Origin of the sequence: Actinoplanes missouriensis 431 (genome assembly GCF_000284295.1) — a bacterium.
Classification (GTDB): Bacteria; Actinomycetota; Actinomycetes; order Mycobacteriales; family Micromonosporaceae; genus Actinoplanes; species Actinoplanes missouriensis.
On sequence record NC_017093.1, the window covers coordinates 2,335,217 to 2,357,578 of the forward strand.

Below are 22,362 nucleotides of genomic sequence, written 5' to 3' on the forward strand. Positions count from 1 at the left end.
GCATGGACGTGACCGCATATCTGGACCGGATCGGGCGGCCCGAGCCCACGCTGCGTGAGCTGCACCGCGCGCACCTGGAGACGGTGCCGTTCGAGAACCTCGCCATCCACCTCGGCGAACCGATCTCGCTCGCCCCGGACGATCTCTTCGACAAGATCGTCCGGCGGCGGCGGGGCGGCTTCTGTTACGAGCTCAACGGGCTGTTCGCGCTCCTGCTGGAGGAGCTGGGACACACCGTCGACCGGCTGGCCGCCCGGGTGTTCGGCGGCGAGCGCCTCGGGCCTCCCTTCGATCACCTGGCCCTGCTGGTCGACGGCAGTCACCTCGTGGATGTCGGGTTCGGCGACCATGGTGCGTACCCACTGCGCTGGGTGACCGGAATCGACCAGAGTGACCCCGGCGGGGTCTTCACTCTCACGGAGACCGGCGAGGGCGACGTCGACGTGCTCCGGGACGGTGAGCCGCAGTACCGCCTGGAGCGGCGGCCGCGGACGCTCGACGACTTCACGGCGACCTGCTGGTACCAGCAGACCTGGCCGGACTCGCACTTCCGGAAGGGGCCGGTCTGCTCGCGGCTGACGGGCGAGGGGCGGATCTCGATCAGTGGCCGCACGCTGATCGTCACGACCGGAGGGGTCCGGGAGGAGGCCGCGCTGGAATCGGACGAGGAACTGCTCACGGCGTACCGGGAACACTTCGGGGTCTCCCTCGGGCGCGTCCCCGAGCTGACGAGCGCCAGGTGATATGACGGTTCAGTTCAGTTTCGCCCGATAATTACCGACAAGCGTTGGGGGCGAGGAGGATGGCCTTGGGCGCTGGTGAGCACCGGAACGGCGAGGGCACGCGATGGATGCGGGGAGCCTTCGCCACCTTCTACGTGGTGCTCGCGGTCACCAACTACCTCATGCTCGACGGGTACGCCCGGATCGCCACCACCCTGCTCGCCGCCCTGACCGCCGCGCTGCTCGCCGTCGCCACCGTCCCCATGCCCGCGCGCTGGGGGCGGCGGACCTGGACCGACCACCTCGGATACGTGCCGGTGCTCGGCGGCGTGGCGCAGGTGGCGATCAGCCGGGAGAGCCATTACACGACCACGCTGATGATCACCCTGGTCGGCGTCGCGGTCGCGATGCGACGCCGGCGCACGTTCGTGGCCGCGACGGTCCTCGGGTGCCTGGGCTGGGTGGCCGCCGTGATCGGGGAGCCGGCGCTGCGCGGCGACGATCTCGGGTACTGGGCGGTGCAACTCTTCATCGCCGCGCTCGTCGCCGCGATCCTGCACGAGGCGCTCCGCCGCCGGGAACGCGAGCTGCGGATCGCCCGCGATGAGATCTCGGCGGTCGCCGACCGGTTCGGCAGCCTCTTCCACGCGTCGCCGTCCGGGGTCGCCATCGCCGACGAGCGGGACGTGATAGTCGCCGCCAACCAGGCGTTCTGTGATCTCGTCGGGCGCACCGAGCAGGATCTGATCGGCTCCAGCAGCGAGCCGTTCGCCGGGAGCGCGTCGCCGCTTCCCGAGCGGCGGTTCGAGCGCCCCGACGGCACGGTCCGCTGGGTCTGGTCCAGCGTCGGCCGCAGCGCCGGCTGGGTGCTGATCCAGCTGCAGGACGTCACCGATCGGCGCCTGGCCGAGGCCGCGGTCCGCGACTCCGACCGGCTGCTCGCCGCGGTCTCGGCCGCCGCCCGGCGGATCCGCACCGGCGAGGACGCCCGCAGCACGATCATCGGGGCGGTCCGTGAGCTGGCCGAGGCGGACAGCGTCAGCCTGATGGAACCGGCCCGCTCCCGCGAGCTCGTGGTGACCGGCGCTCTCGGCGCCCAGGTGCTCGGCACCCGCATCCCGCTCGACGGCACCTCGATGACGGCTCGCGTCTTCACCGGCGGCGAGCCGGTCTTCCTCGCCGACGCGACCCAGGACCCGCGCGTCTCGCCGGCCCTGCTCGCGCTCGTCGACGGCCGGTCGATGATGTGGCAGCCGGTGATCGCCGACGGGGCGGTGCTGGCCGTGCTCGTGGTCGGCTGGAGCCGTCGCGTCGACTCGGTCAGCGACCACCGGGCCCGGGCCGTCGCGATGCTCGCCGACGAGACGGCGCTCGCCCTGGAACACGAGCGGCTGCTGCGCCGCCTCGAGCAGATGGCCTTCACCGACACGCTGACCGGCCTGCCCAACCGGCGGGCGTGGCAGGAGCGGCTCGCGACGCTGTTCACCCGCGGCCGCCCGCTGGTCGTGGCGATCGTGGACCTGGACCGGTTCAAGCGCTACAACGACACCCACGGCCATCTGGCCGGCGACGAGCTGCTGCAACGGGCCGCGCTGGCGTTCGCGGCCGAGCTGGGCGGCGACGACATGATCGCCCGCTGGGGTGGCGAGGAGTTCGTGATCGCGCTGCCGTCCTGCTCCGGCCTGTCGGCCTTCGACCTTCTGGAACGGGTCCGGCTCGCGACGCCGGGAGCGGAGACATGCAGCATCGGGTACGCGGTCTGGGACGGCGAGGAGTCGGCGGAGTCCCTGCTCGAGCGGGCCGACGAGGCTCTCTACGCCGCAAAGAACAACGGGCGGGACCTGGTGCACGCCGCACCCGAGCCGGCGGCGCTGCGTTCCTGACGCCTCTGGACGCCGTCGCCGGGTCGTCATACATTGACGTGAGTCGCTGCTTGGGGGAGGGTCATTCATGGACGCCGACCTGCCGGAGTACCCGTTTCCGCAGCCCACGGCCCTGGACCCGCCGCCCGAGTGGGAACGGCTCCGGACCGGTTGCCCGGTGGCCGAGATCCGGCTGGCGAGCGGCGACCAGGCGCTGCTGCTCACCCGGTACGCCGACGTGCGGCAGGTGCTCAGCGACCCCCGGTTCTCTCGGCAGCTCGACGCCGACGGCGCGGCCCGGGTCACCGCGCAGGAGTCCGGCGGGGTCTTCGGCACCGAGCAGAACAGCATCTCGTCGGCCGGCGCCGCGCATCAGCGGTGGCGGCGGCTGGTCGGCCGCTACTTCACCGCGAAACGGATGGCCGCGATGCAGCCGCGGATCGCCGCGATGGCGAACCAGCTGATCGACGACATGCTCACCCGGACCGAAGCCGACCTGGTCAGCGCGTACGCGTTCCCGATCCCGGTCTGGGTGATCTGCGACCTGCTCGGTGTGCCGGACTCCGACCGCGACCGGTTCGCCTACTGGTCGGACACCATGCTCAGCCTGACCCGGTACACGCAGAAGGAGATCGACGAGGGGCAACTGGAGTTCGGCGAGTACCTCTGGTCGCACATCGAGGCCAAGCGCGCGAACCCCGGCGAGGACCTGATCAGCGACCTGGTCGGGATGGACGACGACGAGCTGACCCCGCTGGAGCTGATCGGCACCGCGCAGGGCCTGCTGATCGCCGGGCACGAGACCACCGCCAACATGATCGGCAAGATGGTCGCGATGCTGCTGGCCGACCGGTCCCGCTGGGAACGGCTGCGCGCCGGGTACCGCACCGAGCCGGACCTGGTGCGTACGGCGGTGGAGGAGGCGCTGCGCTTCGACGCCAACCCGGGCTTCGGGATGCCCCGGTACATCACCGAGGAGATCGAGGTGAGCGGCGTGAAACTGGCCGCGGGCAGCACCGTGATCAACAGCATGGCGGCGGCGAACCGGGACGAGACGGCGTTCGACGCGGCCGCCGAACTGGACCTGACCCGATCGCCCAACCCGCACCTGGCGTTCGGGGCCGGGCCGCACTCGTGCATCGGGCAGGCGCTGGCCCGTACCGAACTGCAGATCGCTCTCACCGCCCTGCTGGACCGGATCCCCGGGTTGCGCCTGGCCGGGCCCGCCGCGGACCTGCCGCGGCGGGAGGGCCTGATGATCGGTGGCCTGGAACGGGTCATGGTGACCGGCTTCCATGACTGAGCTGCGGGTCGTCGTCGACCGGGAACTCTGCTGCGGCGCGGGGCAGTGCGTGCTGCTCGCACCGGCGGTCTTCGACCAGGACGAGGACGACGGGATCGTGGTCCTGCTCGAGGCGGAACCCGCGGAGGCGCACCGGAAAGTGGTGACCGAAGCGGCGGCGGTCTGCCCGACGGGCGCCATCGCGATATCCCAGGGGTCATAACATCATGTGATGGTCACTCCGTGATCTACCGCGTTGTAGCAGCTGGTCGATAACGTCCCGTCTCACGGGAACGGCGATCGTCGAGTCCGTTTCTGATCGGCCGCGGCCACCGTCGCGCCGGCCCCTGCGCAACCGCCGGCCACGGCGTACCCACCGTGGCCGCTTGTGGTGCGTTTGGCAGACTCTGCAGCCATGGGGTTGTTCACGCTGCCGGAGGCCCGTGACGAGCTGAAGCGGCTGCGGCCGGTGCTCGACGAGATCGTGACCGTCCGCGCCGACCTGGTCGAACTCTCCGCCGCGCTCACACCCGGTGGCGAGCCCACCGATCTGGGCGGCCTGCCGGAGCGAAAGGCCGCCGAGGCCCGGCTGAACGAGCTGATGACCGAGGTGCAGGAGACCGGCGCCGAGCTCAAGGGCGTCGCGCCGCTGCTCGTCGACTTCCCGGCCGACCTGGACGGGGTGCCGGTGCTGCTCTGCTGGCTGGAGGGCGACCCGGAGATCACCTGGTACCACCGAGCAGACCTGGGCTTCGCCGGCCGCCGCCCCCTGCCCGGATGACCCCGCGGGCGGCCCGATCGGCGGACCGCCCGAGGTGCGTCACTTCTTCTTGGACTTCTTGTCCTTCTTCTTCTTGTCCTTCTTCGACTTCTTCGCCACGGCCGGCCTCCCCTCGTCGCAGGCGAACGCTCCGTTCACCCACCGGTAACCGTACGTGCATCTCCGGCCGCTCCGCATCCTCCGCATCGGAGGAGCCGACCCCGCGCCCGTGTCGCCGACCCCGCGCCCGTGTCGCCGAGCTCGCGCTGGGAACCAGCCGGTCCGGCTGGCGCTCAGTGCTGTCCGAGGCCTCGCTGACAGCACTGTGAACCAGCTCGCCTCGCCCGGCTGGTTAGCAGTGCTGTCGAGCGCCCGTTTTGTCCGCGCTGAGCGCCAGCCGGCAGCCGCGTTTCCAAGATCCGCGAACTCGGTGCGTGAGTTGTGCGTCGGCGCGCTGTGGTGCGGCCGCGCCGTGCTGTAGCCCGCCGTTCTGTGGCCGCGCCGTTCTGTGGCCGCGCCGTGCTGCGGCCGGGCCGTGCTGTGCTGTGGCCGCGCAGGCGTTTTTCTACGGGACGTCGACGATGTCGCGGCCGAGGGGCCAGAGGGCGGCCGGGACCAGCTTGAAGTTCGCGATGCCGAATGGGATGCCGATGATCGTCACGCACTGGGCGATGCCGGCCGCGATGTGGGCCAGGGCGATCCACCAGCCGAACAGGATGAGCCACACGATGTTCGCGAGACCGGACGCGATGCCGGCGCCGGGGTCGTCGACGATCGTCCGGCCGAACGGCCACGCCGAGTAGATCGCCAGCCGCAGCGACGCGACGCCGAACGGGATCGTGATGATCAGGATGAAGGAGATCAAGGCGGCCAGCAGGTAGGCCAGTGCGAGCGCCCAACCGAAGAAGATGAACCAGAGCACGTTGAGGATCAAGCGAATCACCACTCCAGCGTGACGCACCCGCGCCACCCTTGGCCGTTTGATGCCCGGCTCATAGGGTGTGTCCGGATCATCGCGCCACCGAGGAGACCCTGCCGTCCATGTTCCGCTCGCACGTCGCCTCCCGCTGCGCGATGCTGGTCAGCGCGCCCTGGTTCAACCTGGCCTCCTTCGCGGTCATCATGATCAACGCGGTGGCGCTGGGGCTGGAGACCTACCCCGCGGTGGTCACGGCAGTCGGTCCGCTTCTGCACCTCATCGAGTACGCCTGCGTCGCGCTCTTCGCCGCCGAACTGCTCGTCCGTTTCGGCATGCACGCCCGTCGCCCGGCCGGCTTCTTCGCCGACGGCTGGAACCTGTTCGACCTGGCCGTGATCGTGGCGCCGCTGCTGCCCGGCGTCCGGGAGAACGTGACGCTGTTCCGCCTGCTGCGGCTCGCCCGGATCGTTCGCACGTTCCGGCTGTTCCCGAGCCTGCGGGTGATCTTGATCGGGATCCGGCACAGCCTGCCCGGCCTCGGCAGCTTCCTGTTGATCACCGCGCTGCTGCTGTACGGCTACGCGATCCTCGGCTGGATGATGTTCGGCGCCGCCTACCCGGAGCGGTACGGCACGGTCGGCCAGGCGATGCTCACGCTGTTCCTGCTGCTGTCACTGGACGGGATCACCGACACGCTGCAGGCCGGCCGGGAGATCACCGAGTGGGCCGTCCTCTACTACGTGTCGTACATGGTGGCGGCCTGCTATCTGCTCACCAACCTGCTGGTCGGCCTGGTGCTGACCGCGCTGCAGGAGGCGCACGAGGCGGAACGGGCGGCGCGGGTGAAGCCGGAGCCGATCAACCCGGATCAGGCGTCGGTGGAGCACAGCCTCGCCGAGCTGCGGTCCGCGCTGGAGGCGCTGGAACGGCAGCTCGGCGAGCGGTCGGTCAGTAAGCTCCCGGAACAGGTACGCCGATAGCCTGTTCTATTTGACGGTCGCCGTCCCGTGCCGGCAGCCGGAGCAGCCGACCGCGGAGAGGCCGGTCCAGGTGTTCAGGTCGGAGCTGGTCGCCGTCCAGACCCCGCCGTTGGTGTACTTGTCGACGTAGATCCGCCAGCGGCCGTCGTCGAGCCGGACCAGCGACGGGCCCTCGTAGCCTGCGCTCCAGAGCGTGCCTCGGTTGATCCAGCCCTCGTAGAGGTTGGCCGTGGTGGTCCAGTGCTCGATGTACTTGGTGGTCTCGTTCTTGGTGAACGCGTGCCAGGTGCTGCCGGACTTCACCACGAACGTGTCGATGTGGTTGGTGCCCAGGCCCCACATCTGTGACGGACCGCTCCAGCTGGTCAGGGCGGTGTTCTGGGCGGTGTAGACGTACGGGCGGAAGCACCACGCGCACGCGGTGGACGCCACGCTCGTGATGATCCGCACGACGCCGTTCTCGACGTAGAACTCCGGCGCCCAGGTGTAGTTCGCGCCCGCGATGCCGGCCGGGACGCTGGCGACGGTGGACCAGGACGTCAGGTTGGTGCTCGTCGCGATGGCGAAGTAGGTGGAGTTGGTGGTCCAGGACTGCACCGTGTACGCGATGTAGTAGCGCCCGTTGTGCTTGAGGATGCTCGGGTCGCGCAGCACACCTGTCGGTCCGCGGAAGTTGGTGTCCGACAGGACGCTGTACGAGGTGCCACCGTTCGTGGACTGGTAGATCCAGAGTTCCTGGTCGGCGGCGCCGTCGCCCTTGAAGGTGGAGTAGATCAGGGTGGTGGCCGCCGAGGCGGGTTGCGGGGCGAGGAGGGCGCCGAGCATCAGCGCGAGGAGGGCCGTCAGAAGTCTCATGGTGAGCCTCCGGGGGAGCGAGCGTTAACAGCTCAGAGGGTGAGTGGCTGGCCCGCGGCGTGGACGGCGACGAGCGCAGCGAACGTGGCGAGCGCCGCGACGGAGAGCAGACGGACGAGTTTCCAGGGCATCGGGGGGATCCCTTCGATCTCGTGTTTCGTCTATGTTAACGATCACACCACGAGTGTCAATGTCTCACCGTGCGGCGGTGCGGGCCGCCGGCGGCAACTGAGCCGGGTCGCCGGCCTGCCACCGCGCGGGCGTCTCGCCCAGGGCGCTCAACTCCGCGATCTGCAACTGGCACCAGGGGGAGTAGGCATCGTCGCGGGCCTCGGCGCGGAAGGTGTCCCAGGGCATCCAGCGGACCGCCTCCACCTCGTCCGGGTTCGGCGCCGGCTCCGCGGTGACCGTGGCGTAGAAGACCGGGCACATCTCGTTCTCCACGACGCCGTCCAGTTCGGCCCGATAGCGGAAGGCCGGCAGCACGAGCCGGACCTCGTCCAGGGTGAGTCCGAGCTCGAACGAGGCGCGTCGGCGCACGGCGTCGGCGATCGGCTCGCCCTGTGCCGGGTGGCCGCAGACGCTGTTGGTCCAGATGCCCGGCCAGGTCTTCTTGCTCAATGCGCGCTGGGAAACCAGAAAGCGGCCGGCGGAATCGAATATGTAACAGGAGAACGCGAGGTGAAGCGGCGTCGAATCGGTGTGGACAGTTTGTTTGTCCGCGACGCCAATGGCCGCACCGGATTCGTTGAGCAGAATGACATGTTCCACGCGTTTTACCTGTTCTTGCGGAGTGGAACAGCACATTACCCATCCCGGCGACGTTCCGCCAGGCACGGAGAGTAGTCGTTAGGCACTGTGGAGCGTGACCGGTTCTGTCACGTTGCGCCCCAACGTATTCGTTACCTCCGGGCTTCCGTGGAAGATCATCTATCGAGTACGCTCCGTGCATCGTGAGAGCTCCTCACCTTCTTTTCGGTGAGGCTCGACAGGGCGAGGTAAATGCGCGTCAAGCATTGCGGACGGTCACTGCTGTCCACTGTGATCTATGTCGCACTCGACTAAACGGCATGATCCAAATAACGATTGGTGGCAGTAAAAACAGGGATGGCCGGCCGTGGGGGCCGGACGGCCATGGCGGCGGCGGCTGCCGGACAACAGGGGTCGCGATGCAGGACTTGACTGTTTTAGATCACCTCGGCGGTCAGTTGCGCCGACTCTGCGACGTCGTCGGGATGGACCCCGCGACACCGGTCCAGCTCCTTTCCGAGTTGCTCGGCCGGCACGGTTCCCGTCCGTTGAACGCGCCACCGGCCTGGCCCTCGGACGTCTCCGACGACCACACCCCGATCGAGTTCTCCATCGCTTACAACGAGAGCGAGCCGCCGGCCCTGCGCATTCTCGCGGAAGCGTTCGGCGCGACTCCGGGTGTGCCGGCGAACGCCCTTGCCACCTACGAATTCCTGCGCGCCCAGTCCGCGCGGTACGGCCTGTCGACCAGCCGCCTCGACGCGGTCCGTGACCTGTTCGCCACCGAGCACCCGCAGGGCGACTTCGTGCTCTGGCTGTCCCTGGTGTTCCGCAACGGCCGGCCGCCCGAGTTCAAGGTCTACTTCAACCCGGAGCTGACCGGGCCGGAGAACTCACCCCGCGTCGTGGAGCAGGCGCTCGATCGGCTCGGCCTCGGTCCCGCGTACCAGAAGATGGTGAGCCTGGCCGTGCGCCCGGGTGAGCTGGCCCGCAAAGATCGGCTGACGTTCTTTGCTCTTGATCTTCAGGACGGGCCGCAGGCCCGGGTGAAGCTCTATCTCTCGCACCACGACGCGCGCGCGGAGGACGTGGCCCGCGCCGCCTCGGTCGTCGACGGCGTGGACCCCGCGCAGGTCGCCGAGTTCTGCGAGCTGGCCGGGCGCGCCGAGCGGTTCACCGGCCGGCCGCTGGTGGGCAGCTACACGATCACGCAGGGCGCCGACCGGCCCAACGGATACAGCGTCTACGTGCCGATCCGCAGTTACGTCGGCGACGACCAGGAGGCGCGGGAGCGGGTGCTGCCGCTGCTCGAACGCTACCGGTTCGACCCGGCCATGCTCGACAAGGCGATCTCCGCGGTGACGTCCCGGCCGCTGGAGAGCGGCGTCGGTCTGATCGCGCACGTCTCGCTGCGGCTCGGCCCACCGCGACCGGGCATGACGGTCTATCTGTCGTCCGAGGCCTATCAGGTATTCGAAGGAGTCTCCCTTGTCCGCTGACCAGATCCCGCTGCCACCGCCGTACCGGATCAAGGTGGTCGAGCCGATCGCGTTCCTGTCGCCGTCTGCGCGCCGGGACGCTATCGAGGCGGCCGGGTACAACCCGTTCAACCTGCGGTCCGACCAGATCACCGTGGACCTGCTCTCCGACTCCGGCACCGGCGCCACGTCGTCCGCGCAGGAGGCGGCGGCGGCGCAGGGCGACGAGTCGTACGCCGGCGCCCGGTCCTGGTTCCGCTTCCGCGAGGAGGCCGCGGACCTGACCGGGTACCCCTACCTGCTCCCGGTGCACCAGGGCCGCGCCGGTGAGCGGGTGCTCTTCTCCAGCCTGCTCAAGCCGGGACAGATCTGCGTCAGCAACACCCACTTCGACACCACGCACGCCAACGTGGAGATCGCCGGCGGCACGCCGGTCGACCTTCCGGTCGCCGAGGCGTTCGACCTCGACAGCACCGAGCCCTTCAAGGGCAACATCGATCTGGTACGCCTGGAAGAGGCGCTCGCCGGACCCGCCGACGTCGGGCTGGTCCTCATGACGATCACCAACAACGGGCTCGGCGCGCAGCCGGTGTCGATGGCCAACCTGGAGGCGGTGCGGGCGCTCTGCCAGCGGTACCGGGTGCCGTTCTTCCTGGACGCGGCCCGGTTCGCGGAGAACGCGTGGCTCGTCCAGCAGCGTGAGCCCGGCTATCAGGGCTGGTCGCCGCGGCAGATCGCGACCCGGGCGTTCCAGCTCGCCGACGGTTGCCTGATCAGCCTCAAGAAGGACGGGCTCACCGGGATCGGCGGGTTGATCGGGCTGCGGGACGACGCGCTCTTCGCCCAGTGCGAGGCCAATCTGATCGCCACGGAAGGCTTCTCCACGTACGGTGGCCTCTCCGGTCGTGATCTTGAGCGTCTCGCGGTGGGGCTGCGCGAGGTGGTGGACCCGCTCTACCTGTCCTCCCGGGCGGCGCAGACGGCCCGCTTCGCCCGCATGATCAAGGACGCCGGGGCGTCGATCGTGGAGCCGGCCGGGATCCATGCGCTGTACCTGAACGCGGGGCGCCTGCTGCCGCACCTCAGCCCGTCGGAGTTCCCGGGGCATTCGCTCGGGTGCCAGATGTATCTCGACGGCGGCATCCGGTCGGCGGAGCTGGGGTCGTTGTACCTGGGGGAGCTCGACGAGTCGTATCGGGTGGTGAAGCCGGCGCCGTTCGAGCTGGTGCGGCTAGCGATTCCGCGGCGGGTCTACACCATGGAGCATTTCGAGTACGTGGCGGCGGTGCTCGGGGGGATCGCGAAGGACCCGGAGCGGATCCGGGGATATCGGATCACGTCGGCGCCGGCGTTGCTGAGGCACTTCAAGGTGCGGTTGGCGCCCCTCTGAGGGTGGCTTACTTCCCGTCCCTTGCCTGCCCTCGCCGCCCTCGGGCTGGCGAGGGGCATCCGTTAGCGTGGTGCGGTGAGTCGGGCGGCGGAGGAGAGCAACCGGCGGATGCTGCGGGCCCGGGACGCCATGGACCGGGCCTATGCGGAGCCGATGGATGTGCCGGCGCTGGCGCGGATCGCGCATGTGTCGCCGGCCCATTTCACGCGCGTCTTCCGGGCCACGTTCGGTGAGACGCCGCATCGGTATCTGCAGCGGCGCCGGGTGGAGCGGGCCATGTTCCTGCTCCGATCGACAGAGGAGCCCATCACCGGCATCTGCTACAAGGTCGGATTCAGCAGTACGGGGACCTTCAGCCGTACCTTCCGGGAAATAGTCGGCAGCTCGCCGCGTGACTACCGTCGAACTGCCCAGCCGTCCGGCGTGCCGGTCTGCTTCACGATGGCCTGGACCCGCCCGAACTGAGCAGTTTCGGATAAGTTTCCGCACCGACCGGCCGGTAGCGTTCCGCCCATGTTCACCGCGATCACGCACTCACAGATCTTCGTGCTCGACCAGAACGAGGCAGTCGACTTCTACGTCGGCACGCTGGGGCTGGAGATCCATACGGACGCTGACCTGGGCTTCATGCGCTGGCTGACGATCAACGTACCGGGCCGTCCGGACCGGCAGATCCTGCTGAGCCTTCCCGGCGGCCCGTCGATGTCCCCGGAGACCGCCGATCAACTCCGTGAGTTGGTCACCAAGGGCGCCGCCGGCGGAACCCTGATCCTGGCGACGGATGATTGCCGCAAGACGTATGAGACGCTGCGTTCCCGAGGTGTCGAGTTCACCGAGGAGCCGACCGAGCGCCCCTATGGCATCGACTGTGGCTTCCGAGACCCGTTCGGCAACCACATCAGGATGACCCAGCCGCTGCCCGCCTGACCGTTCCGGCGGCACCCGCGCGCGCCCCGAACCCCCAGACGGCGCCCGCGCCCCCCGAACCCCCAGACGGCGCCCGCGCGCCCCCCGAATCCCCAGCCGGCGCCCGCGCGCCCCCCGAATCCCCAGCCGGCGCAGCGCGCGCTCGTGTGGACTGCACACCGGCCACCGTGATCCCGGAGGGCACTCTCCAAGATCCACCCGCTCCCGAGCCGAGCCGTAGCCCCAGCAGGTCACAACCGCCTTCTAGCCTGCTGGAGCTACGGCCCGCCCGGCCTTAGCTGAATTGATCATTCGATGACGTGCTGCTCCGCTTGCCCGGGTGGAGCGCCGCGGACCGTCGCATCGACCGGCCGCGCCGCAGTCGCGGGGCCCGGCCCGGGACGTCCCGGCGCGGTCACGTCCGCTGACGTGGACGAGGCCACACGCAACGCCCCGCCGCAGGGACGAGGTCACACGCAACGCCCGTGCCACGGGGATGAGGTCACACGCAACGCCCGTGCCACGGGGACGAGGTCACACGCATCGCCCGTGCCACGGGGATCCGGTCGCACGCAACGCTTGTGTGGCGTTTCATCAACGCCAGGGCCGGGATGGAAGCACACGAACCGTTTCGGTGCGACCTCATCGCGGCCGGCGTGAACGTCGGTGTGCCGCCGCCCTCGCGACAGAGCCACATCGTGAGCCGCCACCCACGCACGAGCCCACCGTGGGCCGCCACCCACGCACGAGCCCACCGTGAGCCGCCCTGTCATTCACCACCCGAACGGGAGATCAACGTAGCCTGAGTGGCATTGCCCGAGCGCCAGCCGTAGCCGGCGCAGGTTGCGCGGCCGTTTTACCTGCGCGCACTACGGCTCGCGAGTGCCGGCCGTAGCCGGCGCAGGTTTCGCGGCGTTTTGGCCTGCGCCGGCTACGGCTCGGGGCAGGCCGCTCGCCTGATGGGACCGGCGACCCGGCGCGACCCGGCGCGACGCGACCCGAGGTCACGTCCGCGACCCGGCGCGACCCGAGGTCACGTCCGCGACCCGGCGCGACCCGAGGTCACGTCCGCGACCCGGCGCGACCCGAGGTCACGTCCGCGACCCGGCGCGACCCGAGGTCACGTCCGCGACCCGACCCGACGCGACCTGACCCGACGCGGCGCCGGGCGACGCGGCGTGAACCGGCCCTCAGGCGGCCTGCGGCAACCGCGACATCGCATGCCGGACCAGCGAAATCAGCGCCAGCTTGCTCGAAGCCCGATCGCGGGCGTCCAACCAGACCAGCGGATTCCCCGGCGCCAATTCCAGCGCCGACCGGATCTCCTCATCGGTGTAGGCGCACTCCCCGAAGAACCGGTTGACCGCCGCCACGAACGGAATCCCCCGGCTCTCGAAATAGTCGATGGCCGGGAAACTGGTGTCCAGCCGCCGCGTGTCCACCAGCACGATCGCACCGACCGCGCCCTGCGCCAGCTCGTCCCACATGAACCAGAAACGATCCTGCCCCGGCGTCCCGAACAAATAAAGCACAACATCCGGACTTATCGTGATCCGTCCGAAGTCCAGCGCCACCGTGGTGTGCGTCTTCGACTCCACACCCGTCACGTCATCGATGCCGACGCTGGCCTGGGTGAGCAGTTCCTCCGTGGTCAGCGGCGGAATCTCGCTGACCGAGCTGACCAAGGTCGTCTTCCCGGTGCCGAAGCCGCCCGCTACGACGATCTTGACCGATGTGCGATTCACTGTGACCTCAAATAAGAGTAAAAGGGATCAGAGCCGTTCGAGACCGGCGAGGACCGCGTTGAGCAGCCGCATGTCGACGACTTTGTGCTGGGCCGGCGCGCCGCTGTCCAGGTATCCCTGTTCCAGCAGCACGTCGACCATCACCTTCACGATGGTCAGCGGGATGTGCAGGTAAGCGCCGATCTCCGCGATCGAGATCCAGGAGCCGCATCGCTGGAGGATCTGCAGGTACTCGGGTTCCAGCCGGCTCGCGTCGACCGGCGCCGCGATCACCTGGGTGGCCAGGTCCAGGTTGCTGTCGCGGGGGGTGGTCCGTCCGTTGACGAGGATGTACAACGGGACGAACCGCCCGGCCGCGGTCTCGTCGTCGCCGTCCCAGGCCTCACCCGTCATTACTGCGGGCGGGCGCGCTCAGGTAGTCGCCGATCCGGGTCACCAGACGGCTCACCTCGTAGGCGACCATGCCCATGTCGACGTCCTGCTCGCAGAGGACCGCCAGCCGCGCGTTCTGCCCGGCCGCCGCGATGAACAGGGTGTGCTCGCCGAACTCGATGACGACCTGCTGGACCGGGCCGCTCTTGAAGTGGCGCCCGGTCCCGGCGGCGACGCTGTACATCGACGACGCGCCGGCCGCGAGGATCTCCGCGAGGTCCTGGTGCATGGACGTCGACTTCTGGACGATCAGGCCGTCGGTGGAGAGCACGACCACGGAGACGACCTGCGGGACCTCGACGAGGTCGTCCAACATCCAGGGTAGATCGATGGAAGATGCCGGGTGCGTCATGCGTTCCTGCCTTGCTCAGGGGTGGGTTCTGTCTCAGCTGCTGTCTCATGGCCGGGGTTCGGCCCGTCGGACGCGTTCTGGCCTTCCGCCCAGCCGCGCTGATAGCGCGCGAACCGGTTGCGCACGTCCTCCGGCGAGCGGGGCGCGGGTGCCGGCTCGTCCGTCTCGGTCACCTCGGCCGGCGCGTCCCGCAGACCGGGCGCGAGGTGCTGCTGGGGGCGCCGCTGCGGCAGCGGCGGCTTGGTGCCTGGTTGCGCCGCATTCGATGGGGTACGGGCGGAGCGCGGCGTGGCCGGAGCGGCTGCCCGGGCCGGGGCCGCGACGGGTGCCGCCGGAGCGGGCTCCAGCACGGCGACGGCTGCGCGGGCGGTCACCGGCGCGGTCTCCTCACGGGCCGGCGGCACGGCCGGCGCGACCACGGCCGCCGTGGTGATGGCACCGGTGTCCTCGCCCGGCTCGCTGTTGCTGATCAGCAGGCGCTCCGGGAGCAGCACGATCGCGAGCAGCCCGCCGTACGCCGATCGCCGCAGGCTGACCTGGAGGCCCTCGCGTTTGGCGAGCTCGGCGACCACGTAGAGGCCGACCTGCGAGCCGTCCTTCAGCTCGGTCACCTCGGGCGTCGGCGCGGTGGCGAGCAGCGTGTTCGCCCGGTCGATCGCCTCCTGGCTCATCCCGACGCCGGCGTCCTCGATCTCCACGGCGACGCCGTGCTGTGCCCGGTTGGAGGTGACCCAGACCGTGGTGCCGGGCGGGGAGAACGCGAGCGCGTTGTCCAGCAGCTCCGCCATCAGGTGGATGACCTCGGCCACCGCGTACCCGACGAGCGCCACGTCGGTCGCGCCGCGCAGGTTGATCCGCTGGTAGTCGCGGGCCTCGGCGAACGACGCGAGCAGCACCCGGCGCAGCGGCACCGGCTTGGAGAACCGGCGGCCGATCTGCCCGCCGGCAAGGATGACCAGGTTCTCCAGGAAGCGCCGGGTCTGGTTGAGCTGGTGGTGGATGTCGAAGAGGTGGGTCAGCAGTTTCTCGTCACCGATCTGGCCCTGCAGGTCCTCGATCACCTTGAGGCCGCGCTGGAGCGGGCGCTGCGGGCGGCGGGCCACACCCATGAGCATCGCGGTACCGGCGGCGCGGGCCTTCGCCTCGTCGACGGCGGCCTCCGCAGCGACCGCGAGCGAGCGGTGGATGACGTCGGCGACCTGGCCGATCTCGTCGCTGCCGTAGTCGGTGGCGGCGAACTCGGTGCGCAGGTCGACGGTCTCGCGGCGGCGCAGCCGGTCCATGACGGCCGGCAGCCGGGTGTCGACGAGCGTGCCGGCGTCGGCGCCGAGACGGGACAGGCGGGTCGACAGGGCACGGTCGACGAGCACCGCGGACGAGCGCAGCGCCCAGATGATGACGCCGATCGCGATGGCGAGCGCCACGAGGCTGCCGATCAGCGCGGTGAGCAGCTGGTTGTTACCGGTGCGCAGGGTACGGGCGGAGACCTGGTCGGCCTCGTCGATGGTCAGGTCCACCAGGCTGGCGGCAACCGTCGAGGTCACCATGGCCCAGCGGTCCCGGTTCATCGAGACCCCGGACGGCACACCTTTCTTCCAGGGGCCGCTCGCGATGATCGACGACTCGGCGGCCGTCAGGTTCTGCCAGGCGCTGCTCGCCTCCATGGTCTGCAGCCGGTCCCGGACGGTCGGCTCCAGCTCGCTGCGGATCTCGTCCAGCTCCGCCTGGTACGCGCTGACCAGCCGGACGAACTCCAGGTAGTCGGAGCGGCCGAGCGCCTTCGCGGCGAACGCGCCGTCCATGGTCGACGCGGCGCGCGACATCATGTCGCTGGCGCGGAACAGCTCGGTGGACGTGACACCGCCGAGCGCCGCCGTCGAGTCCGGCGTGATCCGGGCCTGGGTGTCGAACATCTCGGTCGCCGCGTCGAGCAGCTCGTTGTAGAAGTCGTAGGCGCGGCCCGACGTGGTGGACCGGGCGTCGATGGCGCTGCGCTGGCTGGGGATCTGATCGAGGTACCCGACGAGCGTCGCCCACTGGCTCTTGATCGAGTCGGGCGCGGCGCCGAGCGCGTCGTCGGCGACCGCGCGCAGTTTCGTGAGCTGGTCGTCGGTGGTCCGGCGCTGCTCCAGCAGGGCGTTCAGATTCGTCGACGGGCGGGCCAGGTACGCCACGCTGAGCCGCCGCTCCTGCTGGACCGAGGAGAGCGCCGAGACGGCCGGGATCGACACGTCACGGACCGAGATCGCGACCGCGCGGTTGTAGAAGCCCTGGAAGATCAGGTACCCGGAGGAGGCGAACCAGATCAGCAGCGCCACGACACTGGGGACCATGACGAGTCGTACGACGCGTCGTTTGATCGACTGCTGGCGTCGCGTGCGCCCCGGGGTTGCGGTCGACTGGGCGGCCGGTGTTGGCGCCAACGTTCATCCAATCTGGGCAGCAGAAAGCACCGACCGGCGGGCAGTCTTCTCCACCTCGCCGACGTGCGTGCAAACCGTAGCGTCGTGACTTGATCTTCGCCAGCGAAGGATCCTCCACTTTCGCCCGAATGCACAATCGTTTCCGCTGGTCAGTGAGTTCCGTCCCGATCCGTAAAATGTTCATGTACTCCAAGATCCCTCTAGAATGGAGCGCCGGGGGAGCGCTGCGGAACGGGTGACCTGCCGATTTCCTCCGATTCGCCGGGGTAGACTCGGGCCGAATTAGGGGGCCTGATGATCGAGACCAGTGCGCTCGACCGCTTGCGCCCGGTCGACCACGTCTGTGTCGTGGTCGAGGACGACGAGAGCAGGCTGCGCAGCCTGGTCACGTTCATCCGGGGCGGCCTGCGCGACGGCCACCGCACGCTGTATTTCGGTCCCGCCGAGCCGGCGATCGAGGCCGGGCTCGCGCCCGCCGTCGCGTCCGGCGCCCTGCGGATGGCGACGCCCGAGGCGACCTATCTGGCCGGCGGCGCGTTCGAGCCGGAGGCCACGATCGAGGGCTGGCGGGTCGCCTCCGCCGCGGCGCGAGCGGACGGTTTCACCGGCTTGCGGGCCATCGGCGACATGTCCTGGGCGAGCGCCCCGGTTCCCGGCGGTGACCGCCTGGGGTGGTACGAGGCGAATGTGAACCGGGTCTTCGCCGACGGGTTCGCGATGGCGATGTGCGTCTACGACCGGCGGCTGTTCCGCGACGCCGACCTGCGGCAGGTCACCTGGTCGCACCCGGCGACCATGGGCGGCGGCACCGATCCCCGCTCGGTGCCGCTGCTGCGCGCACTGCGTACGATCGATCCGCGCGGCATCCGCCTGCAGGGCGAGGCCGACCTGTCGAACCGGCACGCACTGCTCGCGATCATGGAGAATCTGGTGGCCGATACCGAGCCCGGGGACCAGCCGCTGACCGTCGACGTCTCCGGCGTCACGTTCCTGGACCCGGCCGCCGCGCGCCTGCTCACCCGGGTCGCGGCCGCCGAGCCGGACCGGATGCGGGTGGTCGGCGCCGCACCGGCCGTGCAGCGGCTGCTCGCCGTCGACGGAGCGACGACATGATCACGGAGCTGGCATGATCACGGAGCTGGCATGATCACGGAGCTGGCACAGTTCGACCACCCCGGTCTGCTCTACACGACCCGCCAGGAGTACCTGCGCGGCACGACCGGTTTCGCCCGGTCGGCGGTCGCCGCCGGCGACCCGGTGCTGGTCGCGGTCCCCGGCCCCAATTTGAGCGTGCTCCGCGAGGCCCTCGCCGACCTCGGCGCCGCGATCACCTTCGCCGACATGGCGGCCGACGGGCGCAACCCCGGCCGGATCATCCCCGGGGTCCTGCTCGCGTTCGCCGCACAGTACGCCGGCCGGCGGGTGTCGATCATCGGCGAGCCGATCTGGCCGGGCCGCTCCGATGTGGAATACCCGGCGTGCGCCGCTCACGAAGCGATGATCAACGCGGTGTTCGCCGGCCGGGACGCCGCGATCCTCTGCCCCTACGACGCCTCCGGGCTGGACCGCCCCCGGCTGCACGACGCGTGGCGTACCCATCCGGTGATGATCGTCGGTGGCTCGCGCCGGCCCAGCCCGTGGTACGGGGATCCCTACCGCACCGCGGAGAACTTCAACCAGCCGCTGCCCGACGTGCCGGACCGGGCGGGCGTCTGGCACTACACCGAGCCCTCCGACCTCGCCGCGATCCGCCGGTTCGTCTCGGCCCGCGCGCTGGCCGCCGGCCTCTCCGCGGACCGCGCCGACGACCTGACGCTCGCGGCGAACGAGCTGGCCGAGAACACGCTGCGGCACACCGGATCCGGCGGCCGGATCAGCGTCTGGCCGGAGCCGGGCCTGCTAGTCTGCCAGATCGACGACCACGGTCACCTGGCCGACCCGCTGGCCGGCCGGATCCCGCCGGCGGCGCGGACCGAGGGCGGCCGCGGGCTGATCCTGGCGCACGAGCTCTGTGACCTGGTCCGCATCCACGCCCGCCCGGACGGCACGACCATCAGGGTCCACATTCGCCTGTGAACTCCCTGAAATCCGTTTCACAGATCACTCAACCGGGTAACCAGCGCCCGCCTGCCGATCAATGAAGGATGGCGTCGATGGACTGGACGATCGCCCGCGAGGACGACACGCTCGTGCTCTCCCCGGAAGGGGACCTGGACGTGGCGAACGCCGCGGTGCTGCGGCAGGTCCTTCAGCAGATGGTCGACCGGCGTGACTGCGCGCGGCTCGACGTCGACATGAGCGCGGTCACGTTCCTGGACTCGTCGGCGCTGGGCGTGCTGGTCGCCGCCCGCCGCGCCGCCGACGCGAAGGGCATCACGCTGCGCGTCCGCGAGCCCGGCCCGATGGTCCGGATGGTGCTCGAGGTCACCAACCTGTACGAGTCGCTGGTCACCGGCTGAGCGCTCGGTCACCTTTTGATCAACAGGTGGCGCGGCCGGGTACAGCCGCGTCATGGGTTCACGGGGTAACAGTTTCCGGGCGCTGAGGTCCGTACCGTTCCGGTGGTATTTCGCCGGGCAGGTGGCCTCCGCCAGCGGCACCTTCCTGCAGCAGACCGCGGTGGGATGGCTGGTTCTGCAATTGACCGGTTCGGCGTCCGCGCTCGGCCTGGTCCTGGCGGTCGGCGGTCTGCCGCCGCTGCTGTTCGGGCCGTGGGGCGGCAACATCGCCGACCGGTTCGACCTGCGCCGCCTGCTGATCGTCACACAGGCGCTCAACGGCCTGCTCGCGGCAGTGCTCTGGGTGCTCGCCACCTCGGGGCACGCCGAGGTTCCGCTGGTCGTCGCGGTGAGCGTGCTGGGCGGCGTCGTCGGGATCGTCGACTCGCCGGCCCGGCAGGCGTTCGTGGGTTCGCTGGTGCCGCCGGAGGACCTGTCCAGCGCGGTCAGCCTCAACGGCGTCGTGATGAACACCGCCCGGGTGGTCGGCCCGGCCCTGGCCGGCGTGCTGATCGTGGCGGTCGGCGTGATCCCGTGCTTCCTGGTGAACGCGATCTCCTACCTCGCGGTGATCGCGGCGCTGCTGGTGATCAAGCCGCTCGGCGTGGCGCGGCGCACCGCGAAGGCCGGGGGAGTGGCCGACGCCATCCGGTACGCCCGGGGCCGTGAACAGGTGCTCGTACCCCTCGCCATGATGTCGTTGATCGGCCTGCTCGCGTTCAACTTCTCGGTGGTGCTGCCGGTGCTCGCCAAGCAGACGTTCCACGGCGACGGCGGCACCTACGGCCTGCTCTCCACGGTCCTCAGCGTCGGCTCGATCGCCGGCTCGCTCGGAATCGGGCTGATCAAGCATCCGCGCCGGGTCTACCTGGTCCGTACCGCGTTCGTCTTCGGCCTCGCGATGGCCGCGGTCGCGCTGTCGCCGGGCGTCCTCACCGCCTCGATCGCGCTGCTGGTCACCGGGGCGGCGGCGTTCGCGTTCACCACCCTGGCGTCCACCACGATCCAGTTGCACACCGCGCCGGAGTACCGCGGCCGGGTCATGGCGCTCTGGGTCTTCGTGTACATCGGCACCACCCCGATCGGCAGCGTCCTGACCGGCTGGATCAGCGGCTGGGGCGGCCCGAGGGCGGCACTGCTGGCCGGGGCGGCGGCCTGCCTGGTGGCGGCGCTCGCCGCGTTCCGGGTGAAGACACCGCCCCACCCCGACACCGCCCTCCACGACGTCCCCACGCTCGCCCCCGCCCGCTGAGACCGCTGAGACCGCCGCCCGCCGGACGCCCGCCGCAGCCGCGCCGTCGCGTCAGGGGCGGCGGTCGCGTCAGGGGCGGCGGTCGCGTCAGGGGCGGCGGTCGCGGTCGCGGCGCGCCAGCACCTTACGACCGCGGATCGACGCCTGACGCAGCGCCGTGATCACCTCTTCGGCCGCATCCGCCGGGACCTCCACCAGCGAGAACCGGTCGGCGATCTCGATCGCCCCGATGTCCCGCCCACTCAGCCGCGTCTCGCCGGTGATCGCGCCGACCAGATCCTGCGGCCGGATCCGGTTGCTGCGTCCCGAGTTGATGAACAGCCGGGCGGTGGGCCCGTTGTTGCGCCCGCCACGACCCGCCGGACGGGCGTTGTCCCGGCGCGGATCCCGCTCCGGCCGCAGCGCCGTCTCCGGGATGTCCTGCTCGTCGTCGAGGTCCCCGCCGTTCAGCTCGTGAGCCAGCTTCACCGCGGCGAGCGCGACCTCCATCACGTCGAACTCGTCGGTGAGCGTCTCCAGCACCACCCGGAACCGCTCCAGGTCGTCGGTGAGCAGGGTCTCCTGCAGCGCGGCGCGGGTCAGCTCGAGCCGCCGGGTGCGCAGGTCGGCGACGGTCGGCACCTTCTGCAGGTGGATCCGCTGCCCGGTGGTGCGCTCCACCGCCTTGACCATCCGGTGCTCGCGCGGCTCGACCAGGGTGATCGCGGTGCCCTCGCGGCCGGCGCGGCCGACCCGGCCGATGCGGTGCACGTACGTCTCCGGCGCCGCCGGCAGGCTGTAGTTGACCACGTGGCTGAGCCGGTCGATGTCCAGGCCGCGGGCCGCCACGTCGGTGGCGACCAGCAGGTCGGCCCGGCCGTCGCGGAGCCGGTTGACGACCCGGTCGCGGTGCTCCTGGCTCATCCCGCCGTGCAGCGCCTCGGCCCGCTGGCCGCGCCCGTTCAGCGTCTCGGTGAGCTGGTCGACCTCTTCCCGGGTACGGCAGAAGACGATCGCCGCGGTGGGCGCCTCGACGTCCAGCACCCGGCCGAGAGCGGCGGGTTTGTGCGCGCGGGCCACCACGTAGGCGCTCTGCCGGACCAGCGGCGCCTCACCGGGCTCCGGCTCGGCACGGCCCATCTGGATCCGGACCGGCTCCCGCAGGTGCCGCCGCGCGATGGCGTCGATCCGTCCCGGCATCGTCGCGGAGAAGAGCACCGTCTGCCGTTCCTCGGCGGTCTCCTCGAGGATCGCCTCGATGTCCTCGGCGAAGCCCATGTCGAGCATCTCGTCGGCCTCGTCGAGGACCACCGTGCGGACGCCGCTCAGGTCGAGCGTGCCCCGGGAGATGTGGTCGAGAGCACGGCCCGGTGTGGCGACCACCACGTCGACGCCGCGCTCGAGGGCCTGCAGCTGTCGTCCGATCGGCTGCCCGCCGTAGATCGGGACGACCCGGGTGCCGAGGTCCCGGGCGTACCGATGGAAGGCTTGGGAGACCTGCATGGCGAGCTCTCGGGTCGGCACCAGGACGAGCGCCGCGGGTGTGGGCGAGGTGACGCCGGCCAGGCGCTGCAGCACCGGCAGCGCGAACGCGGCCGTCTTGCCGGTGCCCGTCGCCGCCTGTCCGAGCACGTCACGGCCGTCGAGCAGGGGCGGGATGGCTTCCGCCTGGATCGGCGTGGGCTCCTCGTACCCGAGGTCGCTGAGTGCCCTCAGCAACTCCGGGCGCAGCTGCAGGTCGGCGAAGCCGGACTCGGTCATGCAAGATCTCCTGAAT

At 70.3% G+C, this 22,362-nt stretch carries 22 protein-coding genes; 14 read left to right on the top strand and 8 right to left on the bottom strand.

All coding sequences use genetic code 11. The features are described 5' to 3' along the window. Positions 1-2 precede the first annotated feature (2 nt). From AMIS_RS11115 to AMIS_RS11135, 5 genes are all read left to right on the top strand, one after another. Positions 3-743, top strand: a complete 741-nt coding sequence (locus AMIS_RS11115) for an arylamine N-acetyltransferase family protein (RefSeq protein ID WP_041830709.1) — start codon at positions 3-5, stop codon at positions 741-743. 59 nt (positions 744-802) lie between these two features. Next, complete coding sequence (locus tag AMIS_RS11120; RefSeq protein ID WP_014442363.1) at positions 803-2,605, top strand: sensor domain-containing diguanylate cyclase; 1,803 nt, start codon at positions 803-805, stop codon at positions 2,603-2,605. 67 nt (positions 2,606-2,672) lie between these two features. Beyond that, the gene (locus tag AMIS_RS11125; protein ID WP_014442364.1) at positions 2,673-3,887 is read left to right on the top strand and encodes a cytochrome P450; all 1,215 of its coding nucleotides are present in this window, start codon (positions 2,673-2,675) and stop codon (positions 3,885-3,887) included. After that, positions 3,880-4,089: a ferredoxin gene (locus AMIS_RS11130; protein WP_014442365.1), complete on the top strand. Its 210-nt coding sequence runs from the start codon at positions 3,880-3,882 to the stop codon at positions 4,087-4,089. The genes AMIS_RS11125 and AMIS_RS11130 overlap by 8 nt, the downstream gene beginning before the upstream one ends. 192 nt (positions 4,090-4,281) lie before the next feature. Further along, positions 4,282-4,647, top strand: coding sequence for a DUF2203 domain-containing protein (locus AMIS_RS11135; RefSeq protein WP_014442366.1), 366 nt, complete (start codon positions 4,282-4,284; stop codon positions 4,645-4,647). 544 nt (positions 4,648-5,191) lie between these two features. Here AMIS_RS11135 and AMIS_RS11140 read toward each other — a convergent pair. Next, a complete protein-coding gene (locus AMIS_RS11140; RefSeq protein WP_197537997.1) occupies positions 5,192-5,569 on the bottom strand; it encodes a YccF domain-containing protein in 378 nt (125 codons plus the stop codon). Positions 5,570-5,667: 98 nt separating this feature from the next. Between AMIS_RS11140 and AMIS_RS11145 the strand changes: the two genes are divergently transcribed. Then, entirely contained in the window at positions 5,668-6,525 is an 858-nt protein-coding gene (locus AMIS_RS11145) for an ion transporter (protein ID WP_014442369.1), read from the top strand. A gap of 6 nt (positions 6,526-6,531) precedes the next feature. Here the strand turns inward: AMIS_RS11145 and AMIS_RS11150 are convergent, their stop codons facing one another. Further along, complete coding sequence (locus AMIS_RS11150; protein WP_014442370.1) at positions 6,532-7,380, bottom strand: family 43 glycosylhydrolase; 849 nt, start codon at positions 7,378-7,380, stop codon at positions 6,532-6,534. Between the two features lie 195 nt (positions 7,381-7,575). Then, a complete protein-coding gene (idi, locus tag AMIS_RS11155) occupies positions 7,576-8,187 on the bottom strand; it encodes an isopentenyl-diphosphate Delta-isomerase (protein WP_197537998.1) in 612 nt (203 codons plus the stop codon). Positions 8,188-8,549: 362 nt separating this feature from the next. On the opposite strand from idi, the gene AMIS_RS11160 reads away from it, so the two are divergent. From AMIS_RS11160 to AMIS_RS11175, 4 genes are all read left to right on the top strand, one after another. Next, a complete protein-coding gene (locus tag AMIS_RS11160; protein ID WP_014442373.1) occupies positions 8,550-9,629 on the top strand; it encodes a tryptophan dimethylallyltransferase family protein in 1,080 nt (359 codons plus the stop codon). After that, a complete protein-coding gene (locus tag AMIS_RS11165; RefSeq protein ID WP_014442374.1) occupies positions 9,619-10,998 on the top strand; it encodes a tryptophanase in 1,380 nt (459 codons plus the stop codon). The genes AMIS_RS11160 and AMIS_RS11165 overlap by 11 nt, the downstream gene beginning before the upstream one ends. 75 nt (positions 10,999-11,073) lie before the next feature. After that, positions 11,074-11,463 (top strand): helix-turn-helix domain-containing protein, encoded by a 390-nt coding sequence (locus tag AMIS_RS11170; protein WP_014442375.1) that lies wholly within the window; start codon positions 11,074-11,076, stop codon positions 11,461-11,463. 48 nt (positions 11,464-11,511) lie between these two features. Further along, a complete protein-coding gene (locus AMIS_RS11175) occupies positions 11,512-11,925 on the top strand; it encodes a VOC family protein (protein ID WP_014442376.1) in 414 nt (137 codons plus the stop codon). A gap of 1,169 nt (positions 11,926-13,094) precedes the next feature. Here AMIS_RS11175 and AMIS_RS11180 read toward each other — a convergent pair. The 4 genes from AMIS_RS11180 to AMIS_RS11195 are packed head-to-tail and all read right to left on the bottom strand — an operon-like array spanning position 13,095 to position 16,766. Next, complete coding sequence (locus tag AMIS_RS11180; RefSeq protein WP_014442377.1) at positions 13,095-13,649, bottom strand: GTP-binding protein; 555 nt, start codon at positions 13,647-13,649, stop codon at positions 13,095-13,097. A 27-nt stretch (positions 13,650-13,676) separates the two neighbouring features. After that, positions 13,677-14,042 (bottom strand): DUF742 domain-containing protein, encoded by a 366-nt coding sequence (locus AMIS_RS11185; protein ID WP_014442378.1) that lies wholly within the window; start codon positions 14,040-14,042, stop codon positions 13,677-13,679. Next, positions 14,032-14,397: a roadblock/LC7 domain-containing protein gene (locus AMIS_RS11190; protein ID WP_231859277.1), complete on the bottom strand. Its 366-nt coding sequence runs from the start codon at positions 14,395-14,397 to the stop codon at positions 14,032-14,034. Before AMIS_RS11190 ends, AMIS_RS11185 begins: the two co-directional genes overlap by 11 nt. A 32-nt stretch (positions 14,398-14,429) precedes the next feature. Continuing rightward, entirely contained in the window at positions 14,430-16,766 is a 2,337-nt protein-coding gene (locus tag AMIS_RS11195) for a sensor histidine kinase (protein ID WP_014442380.1), read from the bottom strand. Positions 16,767-17,150: 384 nt separating this feature from the next. Here AMIS_RS11195 and AMIS_RS40410 point away from each other — a divergent pair, with 384 nt between their 5' ends. The 4 genes from AMIS_RS40410 (at position 17,151) to AMIS_RS11215 (ending at position 20,606) form a co-directional block, all read left to right on the top strand. Continuing rightward, complete coding sequence (locus AMIS_RS40410; RefSeq protein ID WP_014442381.1) at positions 17,151-17,969, top strand: MEDS domain-containing protein; 819 nt, start codon at positions 17,151-17,153, stop codon at positions 17,967-17,969. A 30-nt stretch (positions 17,970-17,999) separates the two neighbouring features. Then, positions 18,000-18,932 (top strand): sensor histidine kinase, encoded by a 933-nt coding sequence (locus AMIS_RS11205; RefSeq protein WP_014442382.1) that lies wholly within the window; start codon positions 18,000-18,002, stop codon positions 18,930-18,932. A 77-nt stretch (positions 18,933-19,009) separates the two neighbouring features. Then, entirely contained in the window at positions 19,010-19,315 is a 306-nt protein-coding gene (locus AMIS_RS11210) for an STAS domain-containing protein (RefSeq protein WP_041830715.1), read from the top strand. Between the two features lie 52 nt (positions 19,316-19,367). Further along, on the top strand, positions 19,368-20,606 hold the full coding sequence (locus tag AMIS_RS11215) for an MFS transporter (protein WP_014442384.1): 1,239 nt from the start codon (positions 19,368-19,370) through the stop codon (positions 20,604-20,606). An 87-nt stretch (positions 20,607-20,693) separates the two neighbouring features. Here the strand turns inward: AMIS_RS11215 and AMIS_RS11220 are convergent, their stop codons facing one another. Continuing rightward, entirely contained in the window at positions 20,694-22,346 is a 1,653-nt protein-coding gene (locus AMIS_RS11220; RefSeq protein ID WP_014442385.1) for a DEAD/DEAH box helicase, read from the bottom strand. Between the last annotated feature and the right edge of the window lie 16 nt (positions 22,347-22,362).